The 26972-nt window shown below is 71.6% G+C and carries 27 protein-coding genes and 1 pseudogene; 20 read left to right on the plus strand and 8 right to left on the minus strand.

The features are described from left to right. Positions 1-17 precede the first annotated feature (17 nt). Together OG992_RS27515 and OG992_RS27520 are read left to right on the plus strand one after the other, a co-directional pair. Positions 18-485 (plus strand): phage holin family protein, encoded by a 468-nt coding sequence (locus OG992_RS27515; protein ID WP_238678469.1) that lies wholly within the window; start codon positions 18-20, stop codon positions 483-485. Next, positions 482-1099, plus strand: a complete 618-nt coding sequence (locus OG992_RS27520; protein ID WP_266304636.1) for a DUF3618 domain-containing protein — start codon at positions 482-484, stop codon at positions 1097-1099. Before OG992_RS27515 ends, OG992_RS27520 begins: the two co-directional genes overlap by 4 nt. Before the next feature lie 107 nt (positions 1100-1206). Here OG992_RS27520 and OG992_RS27525 read toward each other — a convergent pair whose 3' ends face one another. After that, positions 1207-2277 carry a glycosyltransferase family 2 protein gene (locus OG992_RS27525; protein ID WP_266304637.1) on the minus strand — a complete coding sequence of 357 codons (1071 nt, stop codon included), beginning with the start codon at positions 2275-2277 and terminating at the stop codon, positions 1207-1209. A 156-nt stretch (positions 2278-2433) separates the two neighbouring features. On the opposite strand from OG992_RS27525, the gene OG992_RS27530 reads away from it, so the two are divergent. Next, positions 2434-3072, plus strand: a complete 639-nt coding sequence (locus OG992_RS27530) for a cyclase (RefSeq protein ID WP_266304638.1) — start codon at positions 2434-2436, stop codon at positions 3070-3072. Then, positions 3069-4238, plus strand: coding sequence for a zinc-dependent alcohol dehydrogenase (locus OG992_RS27535; protein WP_266304639.1), 1170 nt, complete (start codon positions 3069-3071; stop codon positions 4236-4238). Before OG992_RS27530 ends, OG992_RS27535 begins: the two co-directional genes overlap by 4 nt. A gap of 48 nt (positions 4239-4286) precedes the next feature. Here OG992_RS27535 and OG992_RS27540 read toward each other — a convergent pair whose 3' ends face one another. After that, positions 4287-5534: a cytochrome P450 gene (locus OG992_RS27540; protein ID WP_266304640.1), complete on the minus strand. Its 1248-nt coding sequence runs from the start codon at positions 5532-5534 to the stop codon at positions 4287-4289. A gap of 145 nt (positions 5535-5679) precedes the next feature. Between OG992_RS27540 and OG992_RS27545 the strand changes: the two genes are divergently transcribed. After that, positions 5680-6081 carry a hypothetical protein gene (locus OG992_RS27545; RefSeq protein WP_238685108.1) on the plus strand — a complete coding sequence of 134 codons (402 nt, stop codon included), beginning with the start codon at positions 5680-5682 and terminating at the stop codon, positions 6079-6081. A 120-nt stretch (positions 6082-6201) separates the two neighbouring features. On the opposite strand, the gene OG992_RS27550 is transcribed toward OG992_RS27545, so the two are convergent. Continuing rightward, positions 6202-6420: a DUF397 domain-containing protein gene (locus OG992_RS27550; RefSeq protein WP_124817462.1), complete on the minus strand. Its 219-nt coding sequence runs from the start codon at positions 6418-6420 to the stop codon at positions 6202-6204. A 69-nt stretch (positions 6421-6489) separates the two neighbouring features. On the opposite strand from OG992_RS27550, the gene pepN reads away from it, so the two are divergent. Further along, on the plus strand, positions 6490-9006 hold the full coding sequence (pepN, locus tag OG992_RS27555; RefSeq protein ID WP_266304641.1) for an aminopeptidase N: 2517 nt from the start codon (positions 6490-6492) through the stop codon (positions 9004-9006). Positions 9007-9107: 101 nt separating this feature from the next. Here the strand turns inward: pepN and OG992_RS27560 are convergent, their stop codons facing one another. After that, positions 9108-10313: an NAD(P)/FAD-dependent oxidoreductase gene (locus tag OG992_RS27560; RefSeq protein ID WP_266304642.1), complete on the minus strand. Its 1206-nt coding sequence runs from the start codon at positions 10311-10313 to the stop codon at positions 9108-9110. 187 nt (positions 10314-10500) lie between these two features. Further along, a complete protein-coding gene (locus OG992_RS27565; protein ID WP_266304643.1) occupies positions 10501-11226 on the minus strand; it encodes a PadR family transcriptional regulator in 726 nt (241 codons plus the stop codon). A 197-nt stretch (positions 11227-11423) separates the two neighbouring features. Between OG992_RS27565 and nadD the strand changes: the two genes are divergently transcribed. The 5 genes from nadD (at position 11424) to OG992_RS27590 (ending at position 14844) form a co-directional block, all read left to right on the plus strand. Further along, positions 11424-12020, plus strand: a complete 597-nt coding sequence (nadD, locus tag OG992_RS27570; RefSeq protein WP_030336528.1) for a nicotinate-nucleotide adenylyltransferase — start codon at positions 11424-11426, stop codon at positions 12018-12020. Between the two features lie 110 nt (positions 12021-12130). Further along, on the plus strand, positions 12131-12538 hold the full coding sequence (gene rsfS, locus OG992_RS27575) for a ribosome silencing factor (protein ID WP_210785344.1): 408 nt from the start codon (positions 12131-12133) through the stop codon (positions 12536-12538). Next, the gene (locus tag OG992_RS27580; protein ID WP_266304644.1) at positions 12535-13164 is read left to right on the plus strand and encodes a histidine phosphatase family protein; all 630 of its coding nucleotides are present in this window, start codon (positions 12535-12537) and stop codon (positions 13162-13164) included. The genes rsfS and OG992_RS27580 overlap by 4 nt, the downstream gene beginning before the upstream one ends. A 48-nt stretch (positions 13165-13212) precedes the next feature. Beyond that, on the plus strand, positions 13213-14067 hold the full coding sequence (locus OG992_RS27585; RefSeq protein ID WP_266304645.1) for a DegV family protein: 855 nt from the start codon (positions 13213-13215) through the stop codon (positions 14065-14067). Positions 14068-14088: 21 nt separating this feature from the next. Beyond that, entirely contained in the window at positions 14089-14844 is a 756-nt protein-coding gene (locus tag OG992_RS27590) for an SDR family NAD(P)-dependent oxidoreductase (protein ID WP_266304646.1), read from the plus strand. Positions 14845-14864: 20 nt separating this feature from the next. On the opposite strand, the gene OG992_RS27595 is transcribed toward OG992_RS27590, so the two are convergent. Next, positions 14865-15086, minus strand: a complete 222-nt coding sequence (locus OG992_RS27595; RefSeq protein ID WP_091409860.1) for a GntR family transcriptional regulator — start codon at positions 15084-15086, stop codon at positions 14865-14867. A 276-nt stretch (positions 15087-15362) separates the two neighbouring features. Here OG992_RS27595 and OG992_RS27600 point away from each other — a divergent pair, with 276 nt between their 5' ends. The 5 genes and pseudogenes from OG992_RS27600 to OG992_RS27620 all read left to right on the plus strand — a co-directional run bounded on the left by OG992_RS27600 (position 15363) and on the right by OG992_RS27620 (position 21361). Then, positions 15363-16106: a DUF3592 domain-containing protein gene (locus tag OG992_RS27600; RefSeq protein ID WP_266304647.1), complete on the plus strand. Its 744-nt coding sequence runs from the start codon at positions 15363-15365 to the stop codon at positions 16104-16106. Positions 16107-16318: 212 nt separating this feature from the next. After that, the gene (locus OG992_RS27605; protein ID WP_266304648.1) at positions 16319-17158 is read left to right on the plus strand and encodes a ComEA family DNA-binding protein; all 840 of its coding nucleotides are present in this window, start codon (positions 16319-16321) and stop codon (positions 17156-17158) included. A 68-nt stretch (positions 17159-17226) separates the two neighbouring features. Further along, a pseudogene (locus OG992_RS27610) lies at positions 17227-19611 on the plus strand (ComEC/Rec2 family competence protein); the annotation flags it as partial. A 350-nt stretch (positions 19612-19961) separates the two neighbouring features. After that, positions 19962-20942, plus strand: coding sequence for a DNA polymerase III subunit delta (holA, locus tag OG992_RS27615; protein WP_266304649.1), 981 nt, complete (start codon positions 19962-19964; stop codon positions 20940-20942). Beyond that, positions 20939-21361, plus strand: a complete 423-nt coding sequence (locus OG992_RS27620) for a hypothetical protein (protein WP_124856751.1) — start codon at positions 20939-20941, stop codon at positions 21359-21361. Before holA ends, OG992_RS27620 begins: the two co-directional genes overlap by 4 nt. A gap of 162 nt (positions 21362-21523) precedes the next feature. On the opposite strand, the gene rpsT is transcribed toward OG992_RS27620, so the two are convergent. Together rpsT and OG992_RS27630 are read right to left on the minus strand one after the other, a co-directional pair. After that, positions 21524-21790, minus strand: a complete 267-nt coding sequence (rpsT, locus tag OG992_RS27625; protein ID WP_030491765.1) for a 30S ribosomal protein S20 — start codon at positions 21788-21790, stop codon at positions 21524-21526. Between the two features lie 251 nt (positions 21791-22041). Beyond that, positions 22042-23028: a phosphotransferase gene (locus tag OG992_RS27630; RefSeq protein WP_266304650.1), complete on the minus strand. Its 987-nt coding sequence runs from the start codon at positions 23026-23028 to the stop codon at positions 22042-22044. A gap of 61 nt (positions 23029-23089) precedes the next feature. Here OG992_RS27630 and OG992_RS27635 point away from each other — a divergent pair, with 61 nt between their 5' ends. The 4 genes from OG992_RS27635 (at position 23090) to OG992_RS27650 (ending at position 26848) form a co-directional block, all read left to right on the plus strand. Then, positions 23090-23626 carry a DUF4240 domain-containing protein gene (locus OG992_RS27635; RefSeq protein ID WP_266304651.1) on the plus strand — a complete coding sequence of 179 codons (537 nt, stop codon included), beginning with the start codon at positions 23090-23092 and terminating at the stop codon, positions 23624-23626. Positions 23627-23742: 116 nt separating this feature from the next. Further along, entirely contained in the window at positions 23743-25620 is a 1878-nt protein-coding gene (gene lepA, locus OG992_RS27640; RefSeq protein ID WP_266304652.1) for a translation elongation factor 4, read from the plus strand. 341 nt (positions 25621-25961) lie between these two features. Continuing rightward, entirely contained in the window at positions 25962-26246 is a 285-nt protein-coding gene (locus OG992_RS27645) for a GlsB/YeaQ/YmgE family stress response membrane protein (protein WP_091409827.1), read from the plus strand. 317 nt (positions 26247-26563) lie between these two features. After that, positions 26564-26848 carry a GlsB/YeaQ/YmgE family stress response membrane protein gene (locus OG992_RS27650; protein WP_091410004.1) on the plus strand — a complete coding sequence of 95 codons (285 nt, stop codon included), beginning with the start codon at positions 26564-26566 and terminating at the stop codon, positions 26846-26848. Positions 26849-26972: the final 124 nt, after the last annotated feature.

A 26972-nucleotide genomic window follows, 5' to 3' on the forward strand; every position in this document is an offset into this window, starting at 1 on the left:
CGAAGGGAGGCGACGGCATGAGCATGCCGACGCAGGGGTCCGGACTGGACTCCGGTTACCACCCTGACGCGGGTGCCCCGCACACCGCGTCGGAGGTGAAGGGCAGCTCGCTGGGTGACCTGATGCGTCAGGTCACCACCGACCTGTCGACGCTGATGCGTCAGGAGGTCGAGCTGGCCAAGGCCGAGATCCGGCAGGAGGGCAAGAAGGCCGGCAAGGCCGCGGGCCTTTTCGGCGGTGCCGGCTTCGGCGGCTACATGGTGGCCCTCTTCGTGTCCATCGCCATCTGGCAGTTCCTGGACAACGTCATGGACTCCGGTCTGGCCGCGCTGATCGTGGCCGTGATCTGGGCCGTGGTCGCCGCGGTCCTCTACTCGATGGCCAAGAAGAACGCCCAGCACGTACGCGGGCTCAAGCAGACCAACGACAGCGTGCAGCGGATCCCCGACGCGCTCAAGCCGCACCCGGAGGGAGTAACCCGATGAGCACCGATCCCGATCAGATCCGCCGGGAGATCGAAGCCACCCGTAACAGCCTCAGCTCCGATGTGGACGCGCTGGCGTACAAGGTCAGCCCCAGCCGCATCGTCGACGACCGCAAGCAGCGGGCCCGTTCCGCTCTGCAGAATGTGAGGGACAAGGTCATGGGAACCGCGTCTGACCTCGGCCACGGCACCGGCCAGGCCGCCCACTCGGTGGGTGACCGCGCCTCGTCGGCGGCCTCCAGCGTCAGCGACGCCGCGCACTCGGCGGCGACCACCGTCAGCGACGCCGCGCACAGCGCGCCGCGGGTGATCCGGCAGAGGTCCCAGGGCAACCCTCTCGCCGCCGGCCTGATCGCGTTCGGGGTCGGCTGGCTGGCCTCGTCGCTGATCCCGGCCTCCCGCCGCGAGCAGCAGGCCGCCACCCAGGTGAAGGCCAAGGTCAGCGAGCACAGCGGGGCCGTGAAGGAGAAGCTGGGCGAGGTGGCCAGCGAGCTGCGCGAGCCGGCCCAGCAGGCCGCCGATTCGGTGAAGTCCACCGCTCAGGACGCCGTGCACGCGGTCAAGGACGACACGAAGTCCGCCGCCCACCAGGTCAAGGACCACGCCACTCCCTGACTCACCCCCCAACCCAGCACGACAGCTCGCGGTCACCCACGGGTGCCCGCGAGCTGTCGCGTTCGGCTCAGCGCCGATCTTGCGATTTCGGCCGGAGTTCTGTGGGGCTACCGGCGGTTTTGTCCCGACCGAAAGTGCAAGATCGCGGGGAGGCGTGGGTTGCGCGGGGCGGGGTTGGCAGCTCGGCGGATGCGGGTGTCGCCGTAGCGGACGCCGCCCAGCAGGAGACGTTGGGCGACCGCCAGCCAGCCGCACAGCCCGCGTTCCAGCAGCCAGAGTGGGGCGGCCAGCGCCGTGGCCGGCGGGAACACCCGGGTGCCCCCGGCGCGGCGGCGACCAGTCTCGGCCAGGGCGACGACACCGGCCGCCGCGCCGAGCAGCAGCCTGGGGCGGCGCGACGCGACCGCCGCCGCCAGGGCCGGCAGCACCGCGAGCGCGGTCAGCAGACGAGCCGGCTGAGCCAGATCGTCGTACGCCTGACGGACCCGTTGACCACGGAAATGCGCGGCGTCCGGAGGCAGTCGGCGAACGTACAGCCAGGCCGGAGCGGCCTCGGTGCCGCCGTACCCGCGCACAGTGCGGATCAGCTCCAGGTTCTCGAAGAGCACGTCCGGGTCGTAGCCGCCCATCGCGAGGAAGGTGCTGCGCCGCACGGCAAGGGTGCCCGGGTAGTCCGCCCCGAGCGCCCGGTTGAGCAGCGTGCGGCCGGTGTCCCACCAGGCGTGCCAGGGCAGCGGGTCGAAGTAGTTCTGCGGTCGCACCAGGTCGGCCCGGCCCAGCAGCCGGTCTACCGCGCTCAGCGCGGACTCGTCGTACCGGACGTCGTCGTCGGCGATCACCACGTGCTCGTGGCCGGCCGCGCGGACGCCGGTGTGAACGCCGAGCACCTTGCCGTTGAGCCCACGCTCGCTCGGAGCCGGTGAAAGGTGCCGGACCAGCCCTCGCCACGCCTCGGCGTGCCGGGCGAAGAGGTGCGGAGGTGAGCCGTCGACCACGAGCACCTCCACCCGGTGACCCAGCCAGCGCAGGTAGTCGGTCAGCTCGGTCAGGCCGGTGTCGGTGTGCCAGCGCAGCGGCAGCACGTACGTCATCGGTAGGCGGACCGGCGACGTGCCGGCGCCCTCGCGCTCGACCTCCCACCGGCGGGTGGCGTCTTCAGTAGGGCTGAACGAGGACATGGCAACTCCGTGGCGGCCAGGGTCGCGGTCGGTGTCCAGCAGCATCTGCCCGCATTTCCGTCGATCAAACAGCGGGTCGTTTCGACTGGCGGACGCCGGGTAGCGCTGCCTAAGAGCTGTCCATGCCCGGTTGTCCGGGTGGAGGAGAGAGACGTGATGACCAACAACGGAACCAGGTGGGCGCTGCTCGGTGTCACCGCGGCGACGGCGGTCGGCGTGGGACGGGCGGTGGCCCGCCGTCGGCATCGGCATCAGCCCGAGCGGCAGGACGGTTGGTACGTGGTGCGTCGCGGGGTGACAGTGGACCGGTCCCGGGACGAGGTGATCGGTTTCTGGACCGACCGCGAACGGCTGGACCGCGCGCTGGCCGGGTGGGCCACGTTGCAGCAGCTCGACGAGCGGCGTTGGCGGTGCGTGGCCCGCGACCGGGCCGGCGGGGACACGCAGTGGCAGGCCGAGGTCACCGTCGAGGGGGCGGGCACCCTGCGGTGGCGGGTCGAGGACGGGCCGGTGCCGCAGATGGGACGGATCGAGCTGACCGAAGCCCCCCAGGGCCGGGGCACGGAGATCCGGGCCGAGTTGCGCTACCGCTCCGGTCCGGTGCGGCGGTTGGCCGGCCTGGTCGGCGGTGACGAGCCGGACCTGGCGTTGCGGGACGCGCTGCGGCGGGTGAAGGCGCTCATCGAGTGTGGCCAGGTGGTGGACACCCGGGACGACCCGTCCGGCCGGAGCCCCGCCCAGGAGAAGGCGACCGACACGGTGCGGGAGAAGTTGATGACGGGAGGACGGGCGTGAGGGCGCTCTGCTGGGAAGGCGTCGGCAAGCTGGCGGTCCGGGACGTGCCGGAGCCCCAGATCCGCGCCGAGGGGGACATCATCGTCCGCGTCCGGGCCAGCAGCGTCTGCGGCTCCGACCTGCACCTGATCAACGGGTACCTGCCGGCGATGCGGGAGGGGGACATCCTCGGCCACGAGTTCATGGGCGAGGTGGTGGAGACCGGGCCCGGCGTACGGCGGCACCGGGTCGGCGACCGGGTGGTGGTGGGGTCGGTGGTCGCCTGCGGTGGCTGCTGGTACTGCCGGACCGAGCAGTACTCGCTCTGCGACAACTCCAATCCGCAACCGGTGTTCACCGAGAAGCTGTGGGGGCACTCGCCGGCCGGCATCCTGGGCTACTCGCATGCCGCCGGCGGTTACGCCGGATCACACGCCGAGTACATCCGGGTGCCGTTCGGCGACATCGGCGCCTTCGCCGTACCCGACGGGGTGCCGGACGATTCGGTGGTGTTCGCCTCCGACGCGATGCCCACCGGGTGGATGGCGGCGGACTTCTGCGGGCTCACCGGCGGCGAGGTGGTTGCCGTCTGGGGTGCCGGTGGAGTCGGTCAGATGGCTGCCCGTTCGGCGCAACTCCTGGGCGCCGAGCGGGTCATCATGATCGACCGATTCCCGGATCGGCTCAAGACCGCCACCGAACGGATCGGGGTCGAGACGATCAACTACGCGGAGACCGACGTGCTGGAGGCGCTGCGTGAGCTGACCGCCGGGCGCGGGCCGGACGCCTGCATCGAGGCCGTCGGGATGGAGTCGCACGACGTCGGACCGGCCTACGCGTACGACCGGGTGAAGCAGGCGGCGCGGTTGCAGACCGACCGCCCGACCTCGGTCCGCCAGGCGATCATGGCGTGCCGCAAGGGCGGCACGGTGAGCATCGTCGGTGTATACGCCGGTCTGGTCGACAAGTTTCCGCTCGGCGCGGCAATGAACAAGGCCCTGGTGCTGCGGATGGGGCAGATGCACGCGCAGCGCTACATCCCGATGTTGCTCGACCGGCTGGCCGCCGGCGAGATCGACCCCGGCTATCTGGCCACCCACCCGCTCTCGTTGGAGCAGGGCGCCCAGGGGTACGAACTGTTCGAGAAGAAGGAGGACGGCTGTCTGCGCAGCGTCCTGCATCCCTGACGGTTGGGCGTACCCGCCCCGCCGGTCGCTGGGATCGACGGGGCGGGGTCAGCCGGCGCGGCGCACGTTGGTGATGGTCAGCCCGACGGGCGGCAGCGCTGGCATCCGGTGCAGATCCAGGGCCAGGTTCTGGACGGGAACGTCGTAGCGCATGGTGGTGACGAGGTTGGTGACCGCCCGCTTCATCAGGTCGATGGTGATCCACTCACCGGCGCAGCGGTGCCCGGCCCAGTGGTCGCCGCCGCCCTGCGGGATCAACTCGAACGGGTCCACCCGGCGGTCGGCGAACCGCTCCGGGCGGAACAGCTCCGGTTGCGGCCAGAGCGTCGGGTGGTGGTTGGTGCCGTACAGGTCGAGCAGCACCCGCCGGCCGCGCGGAAAGTGGTGGCCCTGCCAGTCGAACGACCGCCGGACCCGGGCCGCAGCGATCGGAAAGAACGGGTAGTAGCGGCGAACCTCCTGGACGAAGTGCTCGGTGGCCTCGTCGTCGTCACGGACCCGTTCCCGCCAGGCCGGATGGTCGTGCAGGGCGAGCGCGGCGAAGGTCATGTACTGATCGACGGCGACCACCGGGCGCAGCACGTTGAGCAACTCCACAGCCGCGATCCGCCCGGGGAGGAGGGTGCCGAGCCCGTCCCGGTGTTCGGCGATCACGGCGAGGGCGCTACCGGCCGGTGCCGGAGCGAAACCGACCCGGGTCCGTTCGATGAGGTCGGCGAGCCAGCGTTCGGCGCGGTACCGGGACAGCCGTCCCCGCCAGTGCCGGGGTCCCAGCACGGCCGGCGCCTCGATCATGGCGTGCAGCTCGACGGCGCGGCGCTCGACCTGCGACGCGGGCAGCGGCACCCCGGCCCAGGCGCAGACCACCCGGGTCAGCATTCGGCCCAGCTCGTCATAGAGCGACACCGGGCCGGCGCCCTCCCACGCGGCGACCCGGGTCCGCCACTCGTCGTCGAAGAGCTGACCGAGCCGTTGGATCGCCGCCGGTGTCATGATCGACATGAACATGGCCTTGCGGTCGGAGTGCTCCGGCCCGTCCAGTCCCTGCACCCCGCCCCGCCCGGTCAGGGTTCGCTGCACGCGCAGCGGCATCGCTGTGGCGCGTTGGAAGCGGTCGTTGTCGTAGAACAGTTCCGCCGCCGGCCGGCCGCGCAGGCAGATGGTCGGGGCGAGCAGGATCCGGGTCTTGAAGACGTCGCTGCCGTACCGCTCGCAGCGCTCGCCGATGAACCGGTAACCGGCGCGGAGCAGCGCGAGGGTGCTGTCCGGGCTGCGGTCGGCCGGCATGGTCGCCATCGGGTCTCCTTACGCGCAGGTGCGGCTGGTCGCCGTTTACCGGTGCGCTTACCCCCGTCCACGCCGCTGAACCCCGCCCGGCTGGCCCCTCCCAGGGGCGGCGGAACCTGGTTTGCTGCTGGTGGGACGAGCACGGGGAGGGCGAATGCGCGACAACAGATCGCCGCACTGGCGGCAGCGGCGAGCGGCCGGGGCACTCGGCGCAGGCCGCGACGGGCGGTCACTGATCGGGCCGCCGCGGCGGCCCACCCGGCCGCACCGGTTCTTCACAGTGCACCTGGGCTTCACCGCGCCCGGCCCGGCCGAAGCCCGCGAGCTGGCCGTGGCGTACGCGGAGGCACTGAGCCTGCTCCGCTCGGAGGTGGCACTCGGTGCGGCGGCCCTGTCACCGGCGGACGCCTGGCAGCGGGCCGAGCGGCTGTTCTGCGGCGCTGTCGGCCCGGACGGCGAACTTTGCGTCGACGTGGCCGACCATCCGGGCTTCCACCACGCCCCGGGCCCGGGTGGCCTCGGCTGGGGCGACGGCGACGGCCCCGGCGATGGCTGACCCCCAGCCCCGGATTGCCGATCCGGGGGTGTGCCGGCCGACCCGCCAGCGTGGCCGTGCCGGTGTCCCGACCACGGGCACCGGCACGGCGATCCACCACCGACGGGTCGGCGGGCACTGTCAGTCCAGGTCGAACTCGCCGTCCTGCGCGCCGGCCACGAAGGCATCCCACTCGGCCTGGGTGAAGACCAGCACCGGGCCGTTCGGCTCGGCCGAGTTGCGCATCCCGATCAGGTCGTCGACGAAGGCGACCTCGACGGCGCTGTCGGAGGTGTCCCCCTCGGCCCGCTGCCAGACCGCCCGAGAGAGGTCGAAGTCGCCCTTGGGGTGCTGCGCCATGGTTCTTTCCTCCAGTGCCGAGGGTCGTGTGGTGACCGGGTGCCGATCCCCATCGGGCAGGATAAGCGGATGCCGAGCCTGACCCGTGTAGAGGCGACCGCGCGTGGCGCGGCGATTACTGTCGAGTCCTATCAGGTGGACCTCGACCTGACCGGTGACGGTGATCTGTTCCGCTCCCGCGCCGAGATCCGGTTCCGGGCCACCGCCGGCGCCGCGACCTTCGTCGAGGTCACGCCCGCCAAACTGCGTGGCGTACGCCTCAACGACCGCGACCTGGACCCCGCACTGCTCACCGACAACCGGCTGCCGCTCGACGACCTGGCCGAGGAGAACACGCTCGTCGTCGAGGCCGAGATGGCGTACTCCAAGACGGGGGAGGGGATGCACCGCTTCGTCGACCCGGCCGACGGCGAGACCTACCTCTACGCCGAGTCCTTCCTCGACAACGCGCCGCGCATCTTCGCCGCCTTCGACCAGCCCGACCTCAAGGCCCCCTTCACCCTCTCGGTCACCGCGCCGCCGCAGTGGGTCGTCGCCGGCAACGCCGAGCTGGCCGCCAACCCGGCCCCCGGGCGCTGGGAGTTCGCCCCGAGCGAGCCCCTGGCCACATACTTCTTCTCGCTGATCGCCGGGCCGTACCACGTCCGGCGGGCCGAGCACGACGGCATACCGCTGGGCATCTACTGCCGCCGGTCGCTCGCCGATCACCTCGACGCCGACGCCGAGGAGATCTTCACCATCACCCGGCAGTGCCTGGACCGGTTCCACCAGCTCTTCACCGAACGCTACCCGTTCGGCAAGTACGACCAGGCGTTCGTGCCCGAGTTCAACGCCGGCGCGATGGAGAACCCGGGCCTGGTCACCTTCCGCGATGACTACGTGTTCCGTTCGGCGGTCACCGACACCCAGCGCGAGCAGCGGGCGGGCACCATCGCCCACGAGATGGCCCACATGTGGTTCGGTGACCTGGTCACCATGCGCTGGTGGGACGACCTGTGGTTGAACGAGTCCTTCGCCGAGTACCTTGGCACCCGGGTCACCGCCGAGGCGACCCGCTTCGACCAGGCCTGGACCACCTTCGCCATGCGGCGCAAGGCCTGGGGCTACGCCGCCGACCAGCGGCCCTCCACCCACCCGATCGCCCCACAGGAGGTCGTCGACGCCGAGGCGGGCCTGCTCAACTTCGACGGCATCTCGTACGCCAAGGGCGCCAGCGTGCTGCGGCAGCTTGTCGCGTGGCTCGGCGACGAGGCCTTTCTCGCCGGCCTGAACGCGCACTTCGCCGCACACCGCTTCGGCAACGCCACCCTCGCCGACCTGTTGGCGAGCCTCTCCGCCAGCAGCGGGCGGGACCTGTCCGACTGGGCCGAGCTGTGGTTGCGCCGCCCGCAGGTCAACACGCTGCGTGCCGAGGTCGCCGTCGACGCCGACGGTCGCTACACCGAGGTGGCAGTGGTGCAGACCGCGCCCGAGTCTCACCCGGTGCTGCGCCCACACCGGATCGGCGTGGGCCGCTACTCGACTGACGGCATCGGGCGGCGGGACGAGGTGGACATCGACCCGAACGCCGACGGAGGCCGCACCGTGCTCGGTGCGTTGACCGGCGAGTCGGCGGCCCGATTGTTGCTGCTCAACGACGGTGACCTCACCTTCGCGAAGGTACGCCTCGACCCGGCGTCGGTGGACGCCGTCCCGCAGATGCTGCCCGGTCTGACCGACCCGCTGGCGCGAGCGGTGCTCTGGCGCGAGGCACTGGACGCGGTGACCGACGGCGAGCGCCCGGTCACCGGCCTGGTCGACCTGATGGCCGCCGCGCTGCCCGCCGAGACCGAGGTGATCATCGCGGAGGACGTGTTGACACTCAGCCGGTCCTTGGTCGACCGCTACCTCGACCCGCTGACCCGCTCCACGGCGCTGGCCAGGGTCGCCGGGGCATGCCAGCAGTTGCTCGACGGCGCGCCGGCCGGGGAGTCGTTGCAGCTCGCCGCCGCACGGGGTTGGATCGCCGCGACCACCGACGCGGATCTGCTCGTCGGTTGGCTCGCCGGCCGGGACGTGCCGGCCGGTCTGAAGGTCGACGCGGAGCTGCGCTGGGCGGTGCTGCGCCGCCTGGTGGTGCTGGGGGCCGCCGGCGAGGCGGAGATCGCCATCGAGGCCGCCGCCGACAACAGCTCCACGGGCGCGGAACGGGCCGCCCACTGTCGGGCGGCGCTGCCCGACCCGGTGACGAAGCAGGCGACCTGGGAGATCATCCTGCGGGACTCCGAGCTGTCCGGTCGGCTGCTGGAGGCGATCGCCGAGGGGTTCTGGCAACCCGAGCAGGCCGACCTGACCGCCGCGTACGTCGATCGGTACTTCGCGGAGATGCCGGCCGCCGCGCAGCGGCGTACCCCCTGGACGGCTGACCGGGTGGCCGCCCTGGCGTTCCCCCGCTACGCCGTGGCGCAGCCCACCCGGGAGGCCGCCGCGGCGCTGCTGGCCCGCGACGACCTGACCCCCGGCCTGCGCCGGGTGGTGACCGACGCCGACGACGACCTGCGTCGCGCGCTGGTCGCCCGGACGGCGGTGGCCGCCGCCTCGGCCTGACCGCTGCCCGCGCGGTCTGACGCCGTCGGGCGGCCGGCGCGGGTTGGCCCGGCGCGGGCGGCGCGCTGCGGGGTGGCTGGCCGGCCACCCCGCAGCCACGCTCAGCGCAGGGCGGGCTCCGCCGTGACCGGCGCGTCCCAGTCGATGACGTAGCGCTGCTCGTCGGCGACGGTCTTCTCCGGGTCCAGCACCGTGCGCACCATCAGCGGCATCAACAACGGCATCAGCGTCCGCGCGACCGCACCGGGGGCCTTCGCGTGGTTGATGCGGGCCGCGCGGGCCGCGACCTTCTCCACCCGGGTACGACGCAGCCGCACGTACGCGGCGAACGCCGCCTGGGTGTCCGGCAGGTCGCGCAGGCAGCGGGCGAGTTGCACAGCGCTCTCGATGGCCAACGACGCGCCCTGTCCCGAACTGTTCGACGGTGCGTGTGCCGCATCGCCGACCAGCACCATCCGGCCCCGATACCAGTGCGGCACGGGCGGCATGATCTGCAACGACCCGACCACCTGGAGGTCGTCGGCGTTGCTGGTCGCGACCAACTCCCGGCCCGGGTCGTCGTCGCCGTAGGTGGCGCGCAGCGTGTCCAGCCACTGCTCCGCCGGTACCGCCCGGGCCTCGACGAGGCTCATCGGTCGCTGCTGCGGCAGGTTGGCCCCCCACCGGGTGCCGCCGCCGGGCTCCGGCCAGTACAGGTAGTAGCCGCGTCGGCCGAACGCGAACGTCATGGTGCCCGGCTCGGCGTCCACCTCGTGCCGGGCGACCGCCTCGAAGCCGAGCAGCCCGGTGAACCGGGGACCGGGCGCGGCCGGGTCGATGAGACCCCGGACCGTGGAGCGGATGCCGTCCGCGCCGACGAGGATGTCGGCGGTCGCGGTGCTGCCGTCCTCGAAGCGTGCGGTCACGCCGTCGCCGGTCTGCTCGGCGTCGACCAGCCGCTTGCCGTACGCGAACGGCACGCCCTCGGCGAATGCCTGGTCGTGCAGCACCTGGTACAGCTCGGCCCGGTGCACCACGTGCAGCGGCGGCACCCCGGTCAGCGTGGGCATGTCGATGCGGCGGCGGCCGACGGCCAGAGCGCTGCTGTCGATTGGTGTGGCGATCGCCGTCACCGCCTCGTGCGCGCCGACCGTACGCAGAGCCGCCACGCCGTTGGGCGCGAGGGCGAGGGTGCCGCCGATGCCGCTGGCCGTGGTCGGGTACGCCTCGTAGACGGTTGCGGTGATGCCGGCGCGGCGCAGCGCGAGCGCTGTCACCGGCCCGGCGATACCACCGCCGATGACGATCGCGGTTCGTACCGTGGTCATGCTCTCTCCCTGGGTGTGGTCGGTGGCGCGGGCGCGCGGACCTGGTGTGGTCGGCGCGCGGGCGCGCGGACCTGGGAGGGAGCCCGGTTATCCTCGTGATTGCCGCTTCGGGCCGGGTGCCTTCCCAGGCGTCGGTTCGGGGTCAGGGCCCCGGTGAGGTGTTGGCGCACCTCGCCGGGGCCGCTCTTCAGCCGGCGCTGTCGGCGCTGGGCCCCGGGGTGTGGGTGGGTGGGGTGTCGGAGTTGGCGTTCGAGGTGTGCGTTCTTTCGGCCAACTCGGTCAGTTCGGCCGGCATCTCGCCGGTCTCGTGGAAGGCCCGCCAAGTGCTCAACCCGGGGTAGCTCCCCGAGGTCAGCTCCGCGAGCAGTGCCCGCAGCCAGTCGGCCTCCGCGTCCCGCATGGCGAGGTCGTACTCCGACTCCACCAGGAACAGCCGCGGGATCTCTCGCAGGTGCGCGTCGAGGGTCTCGCGGTCCTGGCGGATCGCGGCCTCCAACAGATCGAGTCGTTGCCGCAGCAGGCCGGTGGCCTCGTCCGGGTGCAGCGCGGCGAGCACTGACAACCCGGCCCGGAAGCGGGGATGCTCCGCCATCGGGGTGGAGACCAGCTCGCGGGCCCAGTCGACCAGCTCCGCCCGCCCGGCATCGGTGATCCGGTAGACGGTGCGTTCCGGGCGTCGGCCCTCGCGCACGCTCTCCACCGCCTCGATGAGGTGGTGTTTGTCCAGGTTGCCGATCACCGTGTAGAAGGACCCCCACTTGAACTCCATGTCCTGGTCCTTGCCCCAGGCACGCAGTGCGGTGGCGATCTCGTACGGGTGCATCGGCCGCTGGACCAGCGCGGACAGCACGGCCAGCGCCAGCAGGTTGCCGACCTTGCGCCGCTTCGGCACGATGACCCCCTCGCTCGTCAACGGTTACTCGCCGACGAATATACGCCGACGGTCAGAAGGCTACGACCCCCTACGTGCGGCGCCCCTCGCTTGATTGACTCGGTTTTCATGAACTCGCGGTGTCCGGGTCTCCCAGATGGGCCGACTTTCAGGAAGTCGAGTTGATCACGGTGCCGGGCCGGGACGGTCGGCCACGACGGTCGGCCTACGATCATCGGGTGGAGGAAGATATCCGGCGGATCGGGATCATGGGTGGCACGTTCGACCCGATCCACCACGGGCACCTCGTCGCGGCCAGCGAGGTCGCGGACCGGTTCGGCCTGGACGAGGTGGTCTTCGTGCCCACCGGTCAGCCGTGGCAGAAGGCCGACGAGCCGGTCAGCCCGGCCGAGGACCGGTACCTCATGACCGTCATCGCGACCGCCTCCAACCCCCGCTTCCAGGTCAGCCGGGTGGACATCGACCGTAGTGGGCCGACCTACACGGTCGACACGCTGCGCGACCTTCAGGCTGAATACGGCCCGAAGGTGCAGTTGTTCTTCATCACCGGCGCGGACGCCCTGCAACGCATCCTGTCCTGGAAGGACCTGGACGAGATCTTCGAGTTGGCGCATTTCATCGGCGTGACCCGGCCCGGTTTCCCGCTGAGTGACAAGCACCTCCCGGCGGACACCGTCAGTCTGATCCAGGTGCCCGCGATGTCCATCTCGTCGACCGATTGTCGCGCTCGGGTCGCCCGAGGCGAGCCGGTCTGGTACCTGGTGCCCGACGGTGTGGTGCAGTACATCGCCAAGCGGAGCCTCTATCAGCGCTGAGCGCACCCGTTATGCCCAGGTTCGTGGCGCTAACCGACCAGAACTGGACGATCGGGGTGCCGCCGGGTATGAGACGCTTGGAGGATCGCACGCTTGATCGAAGGAGAACGGTGACGATTTCCGAACGCGCTCACGAGCTGGCTATCGCGGCCGCCCAGGCCGCCGCCGACAAGAAGGCGCAGGACATCACGATCATCGACGTCGGCGACCAGCTCGCCATCACCGACGCGTTCGTGCTCGCCGCTGCCCCCAACGAGCGTCAGGTGCTGGCCATCGTCGACGCCATCGAGGAGAGCCTGCTGGAGCTGCCGGACAAGGCAAAGCCGGTGCGGCGCGAGGGCGAGCGTGGTGGCCGCTGGGTGCTGCTCGACTACGTCGACATCGTGGTGCACGTCCAGCACACCGAGGAGCGCGAGTTCTACGGGCTCGACCGCCTCTGGAAGGACTGCCCCACCATCCCGTTCGTCGATCGCGACCTCGTCGAGGCCGACGCCAGCGGGTCCGCCGCCGCCGAATGACCCGGCTGATCGTCTGGCGGCACGGCAACACCGACTGGAACGCCGCCAACCGCGTTCAGGGGCAGACCGACGTACCCCTCAACGAGCTTGGCCGCGACCAGGCCCGCGCCGCCGCCCCGCTGCTCGCGGGGCTGCGGCCCGACGCCATCGTGGCCAGCGACCTGAGCCGCGCCGCCGACACCGCCGCCGCGCTCGCCGCGCTGACGGGTCTACCGGTACGCACCGACGCCCGGCTGCGCGAGCGGCACTTCGGCCAGTGGCAGGGTCTGCACCTCACCGAGGTCGCCGAGCGCTTCCCCGAGGAGTACGCCCGCTGGCGGGCCGGCGACCCCGACCCGGGCGCGGATCTGGAGCCCCTGCACGACCTCGGGGAGCGGGTCGGCGCCGCGCTAGCGGAGGCGGCCGACGCGGCCCCGGGCGGCACAGTGGTGATCGCCACTCACGGTGGCGGCTCCCGGCAGGGCATCGGTCACCTGCTCGGTTGGGACACTGCCGTGCTGCGCACCGTCGGTTCGCTGGCCAACTGCCACTGGACCGAGCTGCGCCACGACGACGTCCGCGGGTGGCAGTTGCGGGCGCACAACGTCGGCCTGATCACCGCCCCGGTCGCCGTCGACGCGGTCTGAGCACTCGCGCCTCGGCGTTCGGGGCCTCGATCGGCTAGCGTGCCGGGCATGCCCGTCGCGGTTGTCATCGACTCCACCGCCTACCTTCCACCCGAGCTGGTGCAGGCGCACCGGCTGACCGTCGTGCCGTTGACAGTCGTGCTCAACGGCGCGGAAGGGCTGGAGGGGGTGGAGACCCAGCCGGCCGACGCCACACTGGCGCTGAGCGCCCGCCGGGTCAGCGCTACCACCTCCCGCCCGGCGCCCGAGCAGTTCGCCCGGACCTACCGCCGACTGCTTGACGCCGGCGCCGACGGGATCGTCTCGGTGCACATCTCCGCCGCGCTGTCCGGCACGGTGGAGGCCGCCCGGCTCGCCGCCGCCGACCTGGACGGCCGGGTCGAGGTGGTGGACAGCCGCTCGACGGGCATGGGGCTGGGCTTTCCGGCCATCGCCGCCGCCACCGCCGCCGAGGCCGGCGCCGACCTTGCCGCGGTACGCGACGCGGCGCTCGCTGCCACCGCCCGCACCACCGTCTGGTTCTACGTCGACACGTTGGAGTTCCTGCGCCGGGGCGGCCGGATCAACGCGGCCGAGGCGTTGGTCGGCACCGCGCTGTCCGTCAAGCCGATCATGCACATGCCGGACGGGGCGATAGTGCTGCGGGAGAAGGTCCGCACCGCCAGCCGGGGAGTGGCCCGTCTCGTGGACCTGGCCGTCGAGGCGGCCGACGGCGACGACGTGGATCTCGGAGTACACCACCTGGCCGCGCCGCAACGGGCCGAGGCGTTGCGCGCCGCGCTGACTGAGCGGTTCGGTGACCGGCTGCACGACACGTACGTCTCCGAGGCGGGTGCGGTGGTCGCCGCGCACGCCGGGCCGGGCCTGGCCTGCGTGGTCGTCCACCGCCGGCCGGAGGGCTGAGCTGTGCTCACGTCGTGCGTGGTGACCGGAGGCGGTCGCGGTGTCGGCCGGGCCGTGGTGGAGCGACTGCTGGCGACGGGCGCCACCATCGTCGTACTCGAACGCGACGCCGACGCTGTCGACTGGTTGGCCGACCATCCGGCCGCCGATCGGCTCGTCGCGGTGGTCGGCGACGCCGCCGACGAGCAGGTGGCCGAGCGCGCCGCCGAGCTGGCCGACCGCGCCGCGCCGCTGACCGGCTGGGTGAACAACGCGGCGGTCTTCCGCGATGCCACGCTGCACACCGCGTCCGCCGACACGGTGCTGGACCTGATCGGGTTGAACCTGCGCCCGGCCGTGGTGGGCGCCGCTGTCGCCGTCCGCCGCTTCCTGGCCCGCGCCGCCGGCGGCGCGATCGTCAACGTCTCGTCGCACCAGGCCCGCCGACCGGTCTCCGGTGCCCTGCCGTACGCGACGGCGAAGGCCGCGGTGGAAGGGCTGACCCGGGCGCTGGCCGTCGAGTACGGGCGGCACGGCATCCGCGCCAACGCGGTGGCGCTCGGCTCGATCGCCACCGAGCGGCACGCCGAATTCCTCGCCACCCAGGATCCCACCCAGGCCCAGTGGATCGACGCCGAGCTGACCCGGTTGCACCCGGTGGGCCGCATCGGGCGGGCCGAGGAGGTGGCCGAGGCGGTCGCGTACCTGCTGTCGCCCGCGGCGAGCTTCGTCAACGGGGTGACGCTGCCGGTGGACGGCGGACGGGCCGTACTCGGCCTCGACCCAGAGGCCCGCTGACCGCCTAGATCGCTCGCCTTCTAGCTGTCGGCGACGAAGACACCCTGGCCCTGCTGACCGTAGATCAGGTTTCGCTCGTGCAGCTCCTTGACGGCTCGATAGGCCGTGGAGCGTGCCACGTTGTACAGCTCGCCGATCTCGGACACCGACGGCAGTTGTTGGCCAGGCGAGTATTCGCCCGAGCGGATCTTCTGCTCGATGTCATCCGCCACGCGGCGGTAGTGCGGTGGTCTCGTCGGCATGAGCGGCTCTCCTGGACTTCAGCGGAGATCATGTTTCCAGCCTGGGCGTGATCGAGACAAGGCGGGCAACGCAGCAAAGTGGAGATAGTGAGAACGTGACTACACTGAGACAGTGGATGCAGTGAGACAGTGACCGGGTGCTCCTGGACTTCAGCACTCCTGAGGTATCCGGTCTGCCCGCCCTGGCCGGTCCTCTTCGCCGTCCTCGCCGAGTTCTGCATCTCCGGCCTGGCGCGCAATACCTGAGTCGTTGCCTACCGGACCTACGCTGCGCCCATGAGGGCTGCCGGTGTTCGTCGGTGGGTCAACCCGTTGGCCGGGGTGTACCTGGTGGTGTTCACCGTCACCGAGGCGGTCGGGACCGTGGGAGCGACAACCTGGATCCGAGCCGAGGACACCATCATCCCAGCCCTCTTGTTGTGGTGCGTCTCCCTGGCGGTGGCCGTGCGGGTGACCTCGCCCGGGATGCCACCGCACGTGATTCTGCTGGTCCTCGCTTCGCTGGTCAGTGCCTTTCTCATGCTCGTTGTTGCCCAGGGATTCTGGTCGGCTGTGCTCACGCATCGCGGCGAGCGGGTCGTAGCCACTGTCATTTCCCTGCGCGATGACACGGGGAAGGTTCATCGGCTTCACTACACCCTCGCCGATCAGCACAACCAGCGTATTCCCGGGGAATTGGGGCGGTGGCCAGGGAATCCCACTGGGGCTTCGGACAAGCCAGAAGGGGCAGTGGGGCAACGAGTCACTGTGGTGCGTGATCCTCAGGGCCTGGTCGACCCGCGGTTGCCGGAAGAACTCGTCGAAAGCGAGAGCGGGTGGCCCCTCTGGCTGGGCATCTTTGCCATCACCGCTGTGCTCAGCATGCTGGCCGCCGGCCGACGCGCGATCAACGGTGACGGAACGACAGGCTCAAGGCGGCGTCGACCTGCTGGACGCGCTGCTGCCAAGACTGGCACTCGGCCGCGGCGGAAGCGCACGCGGGGAAGGACCGGTCGCCGGATATCCGGTCCGCCGGGCTAGGAGCCTTCGCCACGCCAGGCCCGCCCCCAATCCTGAAACGCAGCTTGGTTCCTCCTCTGGCGTCCGGGGCCGGCCCCGACCAGACCAGACCCAACATGCTGACCCCTTAGCAAATCGATGCTTGATCAGGTAGTTGTCCACAGTGAGGTTGGCCATCCACAGGGCGGTGCCGTCGCACTCCACCGTCTCGGCCGCCGTCATAGCGTCGCGTTGTGTCGCACGACGAGGAGACAGAGGTACGCCAGCGCCTGCGCCGGTTGACGGAGACGGTTGTCGCACCGTTACCCCGGCCCGAGGCGTCGGCGGCGGGCGTACCCCCGTTTGGTGCGCCGTTCGTGGACGCAACCCCGGGTGGCCTGTTGCCGTCCCAGCTCGCGGCATCGGTCGCGGAGCCAGCACCGGACGGCCTTGCGGTCCCGCCCGAGTCGCGGTTGGCCGGCCCGTCGGCGTTCGACCCCGGGCGGCGCGGTGTGCGGGCGTTGGCGGTGGTCGCCGTGGTGGTGGTAGCGGGTGCGGCAGGTTGGGCCTGGCAGGCCCGGCCGCAGTCGGAGCCGGTCGCCCCGCTGGCCAGCGACGCCGCGTCGGCCGCACCGGCGGGTGATCCGAGCGTGTCCAGCTCGGCCGAGCTGGTGGTGGCGGTCGCGGGCAAGGTCCGAAAGCCCGGTTTGGTGCGCCTGCCGGCCGGGTCCCGACTCGCCGACGCGGTGCAGGCGGCCGGCGGCGCGCTCCCGGGGGTCGACGTGGCGCTGCTCAACCCCGCCCGCAAGGTCACCGACGGCGAGCTGATCGTGGTCGGGGTGACGCCACCGCCGGTGCCGGGCGGTGCGGCCGGGCCTGAGGCGGGCGGTGCGGCTCCCGCCGGGCCGCTGAACCTCAACACCGCGACGCTGGCGCAGCTCGACACGCTGCCCGGGGTCGGGCCGGTGCTCGCCCAACGGATCCTCAGCCATCGAGATCAGCACGGCGGGTTCAAGTCCGTTGGCGACCTCCGCCAGGTCGACGGGATCGGCGATGCCCGTTACGAGCAGCTCAAGGACCTGGTGACGGTGTGAGTGGGTTCTCCGTAACCGCTGTCCCACCGGTCGGCGGGGCTCAGTCCGGGTCGCCGGCTGGGTCGGCTCAGGCCGCGCCACCGGTTGGCGGGGCCCGGTCGGAGCCGCCGGATCTGCGACTGGCTGGGCTCGCCGTGGCGGCCTGGCTCACGGCGCTCGCCGGCCTGCACCTTGGCAGCCGCGCCACGTTGCTGGTGGCCGGCACGGGCGCCGGTCTGACGGCAATTGGTGCTGCGCATCTGCTCGGCCGCCTCGGCCGTCCCCGAGCCATGGTGCGGCGCTACGGGTGGGTGGCCGTGGCGGTCGGCCTCGGTGTGGTCTGCGGTGGTGCGGCCACCGCCGCCCGGCTCGCCGTTCGCGACGCGCCGGCGATCCGTGCCCTCGCCGAGCAACGCGCTCCGATCACCGCCGACCTGGTCGTCCGGGACGACCCGCGCCCGATCCGGAGCGCCGGGCGGCCGGGGTTGCTGCTGGTGTCGACCGAGCTGGTCCGGCTCACCGGCCCGGATGGCCGACGGATCCACGCGTCCGTGCGGCTGCTCGTCCTGGCCACCGATCCGGCGTGGCGGGGTCTGCTGCCCGGCCAGCGCCTCACAGTCGACGGCCGGCTCGGCGTTCCGCGCGGCGGCGACCTCACCGCGGCGGTGCTCAGCACCAACGGCCCACCGGACCGGCACGGCGCGCCGTCCTGGGCGCAGCGCGCCGCCGGGACGCTGCGTACCGGCCTGCAACGGGCCTGCGCGCCGCTGCCCGACGACCCCGGTGGGCTGCTGCCCGGTCTGGTGGTGGGCGACACCAGCCGACTGCCACCCGCCGTCGAGGCGGACTTCCAGGCCACCGGGATGACACATCTCAACGCGGTCTCCGGCTCCAACGTCGCGATCGTGGTGGGTGCGGTGTTGTTGCTCGCCCGGTGGTCGCGGGCCGGCCCGTGGCTCGCCGCCGCGCTGTGTGCGGTGGCGCTGGTGGGGTTCGTCATCCTGGTCCGCCCGTCGCCGAGCGTCGTACGGGCCGCCACGATGGGAGCGATCGGGCTCGCCGCGCTCGCCGCCGGTCGACCTCGGGCGGCGCTGCCCGCGCTGGCCGCCGCCGTGACAGTGCTGGTGCTCGTCGACCCCGAGTTGGCCGGGGATCCCGGGTTCGCCCTCTCCGTGCTGGCCACCGGTGGCCTGCTGCTGCTCGCGCCGCGGTGGCGGGACGGATTGCGTCGGCGAGGCGTCCCGCCTGGGCTGGCCGAGGCGCTGGCCGTGCCGGCGGCTGCCCAACTTGCCTGCGGTCCGGTCGTCGCCGGGATCTCCGGCACTGTGAGTTTGGTGGCGGTGCCGGCGAACCTGCTGGCGGTGCCGGCCATCGCACCAGCGACAGTGCTGGGCGTGCTGGCGGCCATCGTGTCGCCGATCTGGCCGGCCGGCGCCGAGTTCGTCGCGTGGCTGGCGAGTTGGCCGGCCTGGTGGCTGGTGGTCATCGCCCGACAGGGTGCTCGACTGCCAGGTGGCACCCTGCCGTGGCCGGGCGGCGTGCCCGGTGCCCTGCTGCTGACCGGGCTGACCGTCGCGCTGCTGATCGCGGTGCGCCGGCCACTCGTACGCCGGCTGGTGGCGGTGGTGGGGGTCGCCGCCGTGCTGGGTGCCCTGCCGGTTCGGCTGGTGGCCGCCGGCTGGCCGCCCGCCGGGTGGGTGGTGGTGGCCTGCGCGGTGGGGCAGGGCGACGCCCTGGTGCTCCCGGTCGACCCCGGCCGGGCCGTGGTGGTGGACGCCGGGCCGGAACCGGGTGCGGTGGACGGTTGCCTACGTCGACTCGGCGTACGGGAGGTGCCCCTGCTGGTGATCAGTCACTTCCACGCGGACCACGTGGGCGGGGTGGCCGGGGTGTTCCGGGGGCGACGGGTGGGTGCCGTGCTGACGCCGTCGTCCACCGACCCGGAGAGCGGTCGGGACCTGGTTCGGGCGGCGGCCACCGGCGGGCGGGCCGCGCTGCTGACCACGGTGGCCGGCGCTCGCCACCCGGTGGGCGGGGTCGACCTGCTGGTGCTCGGCCCGCCGTACCCGCTGGCCGGGACCAGGTCCGATCCGAACAACAACTCGCTGGTGCTGCGCGCCACGGTGGCCGGGGTGCGGATCCTGTTGGCGGGCGACGCGGAGACCGAGGAGCAACACGCGATGGTGGCGCGGGCGGCCCCCGGCCAGTTGCGGGCGGACGTGTTGAAGGTCGCGCACCACGGGTCGGCGTACCAGGACCAGGGCTTCCTCGACGCGGTGCGGCCGACGGTGGCGCTCGTGCCGGTGGGCACGGGCAACACCTACGGGCACCCGAGTCCGGCGCTGCTCGCCCAACTGGGCAGAGGCGGGGTGCGGGTGCTGCGCACCGACACGGATGGTGACGTGGCGGCGGTCCGAACGGGCGTCGGTCTGGCGGTAGCCCGGCGAGGTGTGCCAGCGGGCAGGCAGCCCTGACCCCAGACGTGACCCCAGGGCCGCCAGCCCTGACTCCGGCCGGCGGCTCTGACCCCGGCCGGCGGCTCTGACTCGCGGGCCGGCAGCCGGGCGTCGTGGGCCGGCGGCCTGGCCCGCGCTGACCGTCCGGTCGCTGATCGACTCGGGATTGCTGACCTCGGGGGTATCAGCGGCGGTCCGACACCGCGGTTTCCCTGACCCCGTTTGGATCAAGAACGGATCTCCGGTTAATCGGGCGACTTGTGGATTAAACGGAGAATTGAGTTGGATGTCTGGATTTGCGCTGTGTGCGGGCTGCGCCGATCAAGCAGCGAATGAGCAGGCACGATCCCGCCGCAGGCCGTGCGAATATGGGCGGCGTGACCCCCGCCAGCCTCGCCCCCATTCTGCTCGTCCTCGGTGACGAGGAACTGCTCGCCACGCGCGCGGTCACCGAAGCTGTCGCGAAGGTTCGCAGTGTCGACCCCGAGGTGGACGTCCGCGAGTACCAGGCCAGCGCGCTGACCGTCGGCGAGATCGCCGAGATGCTCAGCCCTTCGCTGTTCGGCGGGCGACGGCTGCTGATCCTGCGTTCCGGCCAGGACGCCCGCAAGGACCTGGTCGCCGCGCTGTTGGCGTACGCGAAGAATCCCGACCCGGAGGTCCAACTGCTGGTGCTGCACCTGGGCGCCGCCAAGGGCAAGGCGTTCGCCGACGGTCTGCGGGCGGCCGGCGCGACGGTGGTCCCGGCCGCCAAGCTCAAAGGGCACCGCGACCGGGTGGCCTTCGTCCGCGACGAGATCCGGCGGGCCGGCGGAAAGTGCACCGACGACGCCGCCGAGGCGCTCATCGCCGCGGTCGGCAACGACCTGCGCGAGTTGGCCGCCGCCTGCTCCCAACTGGTCGCCGACACCGATGGGCGAATCAGCGCCGAAACGGTCTCCCGTTACTACCGGGGCCGGGTCGAGGTGACCGGCTTCACGGTGGCGGACGCCACAATGGTCGGCGACGTGCCGGCGGCGCTCGAGGCGCTGCGCTGGGCCCTGCACGTCGGGGTCGACCCGGTGCCCATCGCCGATGCCCTGGCCGACGGGGTGCGCACTGTGGCCAGGGTGGCGTCGGCCGGGCGGGGTAGCGCGTACCAGCTCGCCAGCAGCCTCGGAATGCCCGCCTGGAAGATCGAGCGGGCGCAGCGGCAGGGGCGGGGCTGGACACCGGAGGGCCTGGTCCGGGCCATGCAGGTCGCCGCCGAGTGCAACGCGGCCGTCAAGGGCGGCTCCGACGACCGGGCGTACGCCCTGGAGCGTGCGGTCTTCTCAGTCGCGGCGGCCCGGCAGGGCAGCGCCAGGTGACGGGGGCGAACCGCCCAGCGTGGGCCACCATTCCCGTGGACGAGGAGCGTTACCGGCCGCTCTACGCCCGGCTCCTCGGCCTGCGGTTCGTCAACCCCGGCGGCGTGCTGTGCTTCCTCTTCTTCGAGGGTGCCATCGCCCTGGCGGTGCTACTCGCCCTCGCGGAGTTGGTCAGTTGGTGGGCGGTGTTGGTGCTGCCGGTCGTGGTGGCCGCCATGGTGAAGCTCAACGACATGGTGGCCGCGATCGTGGTCCGCTCCGCCGCGCTCGTGCCCGAGCAGGAACGGGACCGGTTTCGCCGGCAGATGGAACCGGTGGTCGGCCGAGCCCGGGTGGAGTGGATCTCGCACAGCGTTCCCGGTGTGGTGATTACCGCGGACCCGGTGCCACCGCCCCGGCGGGCCAACCCCTCAGACTGACCGCCGACCCGTCAGAGCCCACGCACAGGGACGGCCGGCGGGAGAAACGCTGCCCGCATCCCGCACGGAACGGCCGGCCGCACGGAACGACCGGCCTCTGGACACACGGAAACCCCGGGCCTGGGGCCCGGGGTTTTCCGAATCAGTCTGACGGTGAAGTCGTCAGGCGGAGAGCGACACCACGCGCTTCGCGATCGCGGACTTGCGGTTCGCGGCCTGGTTGGAGTGGATCACGCCCTTGCTGACGGCCTTGTCCAGCTTGCGCGAGGCGTCCAGCATGAGCGCGGTCGCCTTCTCGACGTCACCGGCCTCGGCAGCCTCGTGGAACTTCCGGACGGCGGTCTTCAGCGACGACTTGACCGACTTGTTGCGCAGCCGGGCCTTCTCGTTCTGCCGGTTGCGCTTGATCTGGGACTTGATGTTCGCCACGCGACAGCCTCGTCTTGATAGCTCGGGTTGGTCAGCTTATTGCGCGTGATGACGAACGTGCGTCATCGCTGCGCGAAGAGCCAGGTTACCAGGTCGCCCGGGACGAGCCAAAACGGCTCGGCCTTCGCGCGACGGACCCGGCCCGTCGGGGACCAGGTTACGCCCTCGAACACGGCGGCGGCCCACCGCCAGCCCTGGCGGCAGGCCGGTACGCGTGACCGGGAGTCCAAGCCGCTTCAGGCCGGTCAGCGTCACCGCCAGCCCTGGCGGCGGGCCAGCCAGTCGAGCGACTGCTCGCCGCTCCACCGCTGGTGGGCGGGCAGGTGCGGCGAGGCCGTCGGCGGTGCCGCTGCCGCGCCGGTGAGGTAGTAGCCGGCCAACGCGGCCAGCGTCGCGTCCAGCGCGTCCGGGGGCGCGCCGGCGGTGGCCGGGTGCGCGGCGAAGAGCCGGTCCGCGTCGAGCCCGCTGGCGTACGCGGTGAGCAGCAGACCGGCCAGGTCGAACCAGGCCGGCCCGGAGCAGACCCAGGTCCAGTCGCAGAACCAGGCTCGGCCGTCCGGGCCGATCAGCACGTTGTCGACCCGCAGGTCGCCGTGGATCAGGCCGGTCGCGCCGGCGGCGTACCGGGGGAGGAGGGACTCCAGTTCCACCAGCTCGGGCAGCCGGCCCACCAGCGGCGCGGGCAGTGGTGGGGTCGGTTCCCGACCGGCGGCGACCTCCTCCCACCAGAGGATGTCCGACCGGGCCAGGTCGGCCAGGTGCGGCAGGCCGAGCGCGGTCAGCTCGGCCGGCGGGTCGGCCAGGGCGGCGGCGATCCGCGCGTACCCGGCGAGGGTGGCGTCCAACTCGGCGGGCACCCAGGGCAGGTGCGGGGTGTGCCCGTCGACCGCGTCGGTGCAGAGCACGAACCAGCCGGCCGCGGAGAGGGTCCACCGGGGGCGGGGCGCCGGCAGGTCGGCCGGCAGCCGGTCGAGGATCGCTGCCTCTCGGGCGTACCAGTCGACCAGATGTGGTTGCTCGGCGGCGGGTGCGGCCTTGACGAAGGCCCGACCACCGTCGGCGGTGTCGAGCACGGCGGCGAACCCGCGGGTGAAGCCCGCGCCCGCGACCCGGGCGGTGACCACCGGCGCGCCGAGCCGCTCGGCTATCGCGGCCCGCAGCGCCGCCGGTAACGCCGGCCACGACGGGCGCAGGGCACTCGCGTGGTACGGCACCGGGGGCAGCAGGGGAGGGGACATCCCACCATGCTGCCCCGGGGTACGTGCGCGACGCACGGCGACACTGCCAGACTGCCAAGCCATGAGGACCGAGGACTTCTGGCAGCTGATCGACGAGGCGCGGGCCGGCGGCGGGGGTGAGCCCGGCCCGGTCGCCGCGCGGGCCGTGGCGTTGCTCGCCGAGCGCGACCCCGAGGACATCATCGGGTACGCGCGGCACCAGACGCGGGTGCTGGCCGCCTCGCACAAGGCGGATCTGTGGGGCGCGGCGTACCTGATCAACGGTGGTGCCTCGGCTGAGGGCTTCGAACACTTCCGGGGCTGGCTGATGACCCAGGGTCGGGCCGTCTTCGCCCGCGCGGTCGCCGAACCGGACTCGCTGGCCGAGTTGCCCCAGGTGCGGGCGGCCTCCCTCAGCGGCGAGGAGTTCTCCGCCGAGCAGATGCTCTCGGTGCCGTGGGACGCGTACCGCAAGGCCACCGCCACCGAGTTGCCGGCGGACCGCGACCCGGTGCGGACGCCGGATCTCAACGACTTCTGGGACTTCGACGACGAGGACGAGGCGCGTCGCCGGCTGCCCCGGCTGGCCGCGCTCTTCGTCGAGCCGCCGATGGAGTGAGGGGTCCTCGGGCCGTTCCATCGCCCGCGCAGTGGGCGCACCCCGGCGGCGTGGGAACATAGAGGGGGTCGGCGGCGCGCCGGCCTGTTCACGTCAGCCGACCAGAACGGACCGCTGTGCCACCGAAGCTCGATCCCGGCGCGAACGCCCCTGGTTCCACCGACCCCGGTCGCATCCGGAACTTCGGCATCATCGCCCACATCGACCACGGGAAGTCGACCCTGGCCGACCGGATGTTGCAGCTCACCGGTGTGGTCGACCCCCGGCAGATGCGCGCCCAGTACCTGGACCGGATGGACATCGAGCGCGAGCGTGGCATCACGATCAAGAGCCAGGCCGTTCGCATGCCGTGGACCATCCGTGAGGGTGAGCGGGCTGGCGAGCACGCGGTGCTCAACATGATCGACACCCCGGGGCACGTGGACTTCACCTACGAGGTGTCCCGGTCGCTGGCTGCCTGCGAGGGTGCCGTGCTGCTGGTCGACGCCGCGCAGGGCATCGAGGCGCAGACCCTGGCCAACCTCTACCTGGCTCTCGAGAACGACCTGCGCATCATCCCGGTGCTCAACAAGATCGACCTGCCGGCCGCGCAGCCGGAGAAGTACGCCGAGGAGCTCGCTCACCTCATCGGCGGTGACCCCGCCGACTGCATCCGGGTCTCCGGCAAGACCGGCGAGGGCGTTCCGTACCTGCTCGACGAGATCGTCCGGCAGTTCATCCCACCGGTCGGTGACGCTGTCGCGCCCGCCCGGGCGATGATCTTCGATTCGGTGTACGACGTGTACCGCGGCGTCGTCACGTACGTCCGGGTCATTGACGGCCGGATCAGCGCCCGTGACCGGATCAAGATGATGTCCACCGGTGCGGTGCACGAGTTGCTGGAGATCGGCGTCATCTCGCCCGAGATGGTCAAGGCCGAGGCGCTCGGCGTCGGCGAGGTCGGTTACCTGATCACCGGTGTGAAGGACGTCCGGCAGTCCCGGGTCGGTGACACGGTCACCATCAACAGCCGGCCGGCGGCCGAGGCGTTGGGTGGTTACAAGGACCCGAAGCCGATGGTCTATTCCGGCCTCTATCCGATCGACGGGTCCGACTACCCCAACCTGCGTGAGGCTCTGGACAAGCTCAAGCTCAACGACGCCGCCCTGGACTACGAGCCGGAGACCTCCGGCGCGCTTGGCTTCGGCTTCCGTTGCGGCTTCCTCGGTCTGCTCCACCTGGAGATCATCCGGGAGCGGCTGGAGCGCGAGTACAACCTCGACCTGATCTCCACCGCGCCGAACGTCGTCTACCGGGCGATCACTGACGACGGTGAGGAGATCGTCGTGACCAACCCGAGCGAGTACCCCACCGGCAAGATCGCCGAGGTGTACGAGCCGGTCGTCCGGGCCACAGTGTTGACGCCAAACGACTACGTGGGCGCGGTGATGGAGCTCTGCCAGGGCCGGCGCGGCACCCTGCTCGGCATGGACTACCTCTCCGCCGACCGGGTGGAGCTGCGCTACACGCTGCCCCTGGCGGAGATCATCTACGACTTCTTCGACCAGTTGAAGAGCCGCACCAAGGGCTACGCCTCACTCGACTACGAGCCCTCCGGCGAGCAGGCGTCCGAGCTGGTGAAGGTGGACATCCTGCTGCACGGCGAGCCGGTGGACGCGTTCAGCGCCATCGTGCACAAGGACAAGGCGTACAACTACGGCGTCACCATCGCCGCCAAGCTGCGCACCCTGATCCCGCGTCAGCAGTTCGAGGTGCCGATCCAGGCGGCCATCGGCAGCCGGGTCATCGCCCGGGAGACCATCCGGGCGATCCGCAAGGACGTGCTCGCCAAGTGCTACGGCGGCGACATCAGCCGTAAGCGCAAGCTGCTGGAGAAGCAGAAGGAAGGCAAGAAGCGGATGAAGATGGTCGGCCGGGTCGAGGTGCCGCAGGAGGCCTTCATCGCCGCCCTCTCCTCCGACTCCGGCGACGGCAAGGCCGCCGGCAAGAAGTAGTTAGCGCCGCCGTACGCGCCCGGGTGCCACCCGCACCCGGGCGCGTCGCGTTTCCGGGCGCCTCGCGTGCCTCGCTCGCCCTGGTGCCTCCGGCGCCAGCGTGCCCGAACGTCGTCGCGGAAAACTTTTCTGCCGTTGTGTTGTGGGGCCGACGGGTCGACGAGATGGGCTCCGACCTGTGTGGACGTCCTCGCGCGTCAACCGACGCACCTCCGGAACATCGACGTCTGACGTTGCCGAATGAGGTGAGTCGGTTTGGGCTTTCGGTGGGTCGGGCATTTAGCCGTCACGACAGGAAGCACACAACTCGTGTGTCAGACATTCTTTGAAGGAGGGCGACCGTGGAGTTCACCGTGTGGGGCATCATCACTGCGATCGTTGTTGGTCTCATCGTCGGCGCGCTCGGCCGCCTGGTCGTCCCGGGCCGGCAGAACATGCCGATCTGGCTGCACATGCTGATCGGTATCGGCGCGGCCCTTCTGGGCACCGTCCTGGCGCGGGCCATCGGCATCGCGACTGAGACGAGCGGTATCGACTGGGGCGAGCTGCTGGTGCAGGTAGTGGTGGCCGCGATCGCTGTCGCGCTGGTGGCCGGCGTGGGTGGCCGCCGCCGCGTGACCCGGTAACACCACAGCACCAACTCGTACCACCGCGACACCTCCGATGGGCGCCCGACCGACAGGTCGGGCGCCCATCGGCGTTCTGCCCGCCGCGAGGGCCGTCGCCGGTTCCGCTCGACGTCTCCGGCGGCTGGACCACGGTGATCGGCTCGGCCCGTGCCCGCGACCGGCGGGTAGGCCCGCGGTGGAACCTGCTCTTGTCGACCAAGTCGTGATCGTTTGGTGAGTGAAGTCGGTTTGGATTTTCGGTGGGTAGGGCAATTAACGGTCACGACAGGAAGCACACGCACCGTGTGTCAGACATTCTTTGAAGGAGGGTGGCCGTGGAGCTCACCGTGTGGGGCATCATCACTGCGATCGTTGTTGGTCTCATCGTCGGCGCGCTCGGCCGCCTGGTCGTCCCGGGCCGGCAGAACATGCCGATCTGGCTGCACCTGCTGATCGGTGTCGGCGCCGCGCTGCTGGGCACCGTCCTGGCGCGGGCCATCGGCATCGCGACCGAGACGAGCGGTATCGACTGGGCCGAGCTGCTGGTCCAGGTCGTGGTGGCCGCGATCGCTGTCGCGCTGGTGGCCGGTGTGGGTCGCCGCCGCAGCGTCACCCGATAACGACCCGGCATCATCTGGCGACACAGCACCACAGCTAGGACAGCACTACCCGAAAGAGCGCCCGGCCGAGAGCCGGGCGCTCTTTCGTGCGGGAAGGCCCGACTTTGGCTGGATGTGGGAGTGC

This window comes from Micromonospora sp. NBC_00362 (assembly GCF_026342155.1).
In the GTDB taxonomy this organism is placed as follows: domain Bacteria; phylum Actinomycetota; class Actinomycetes; order Mycobacteriales; family Micromonosporaceae; genus Micromonospora; species Micromonospora hortensis.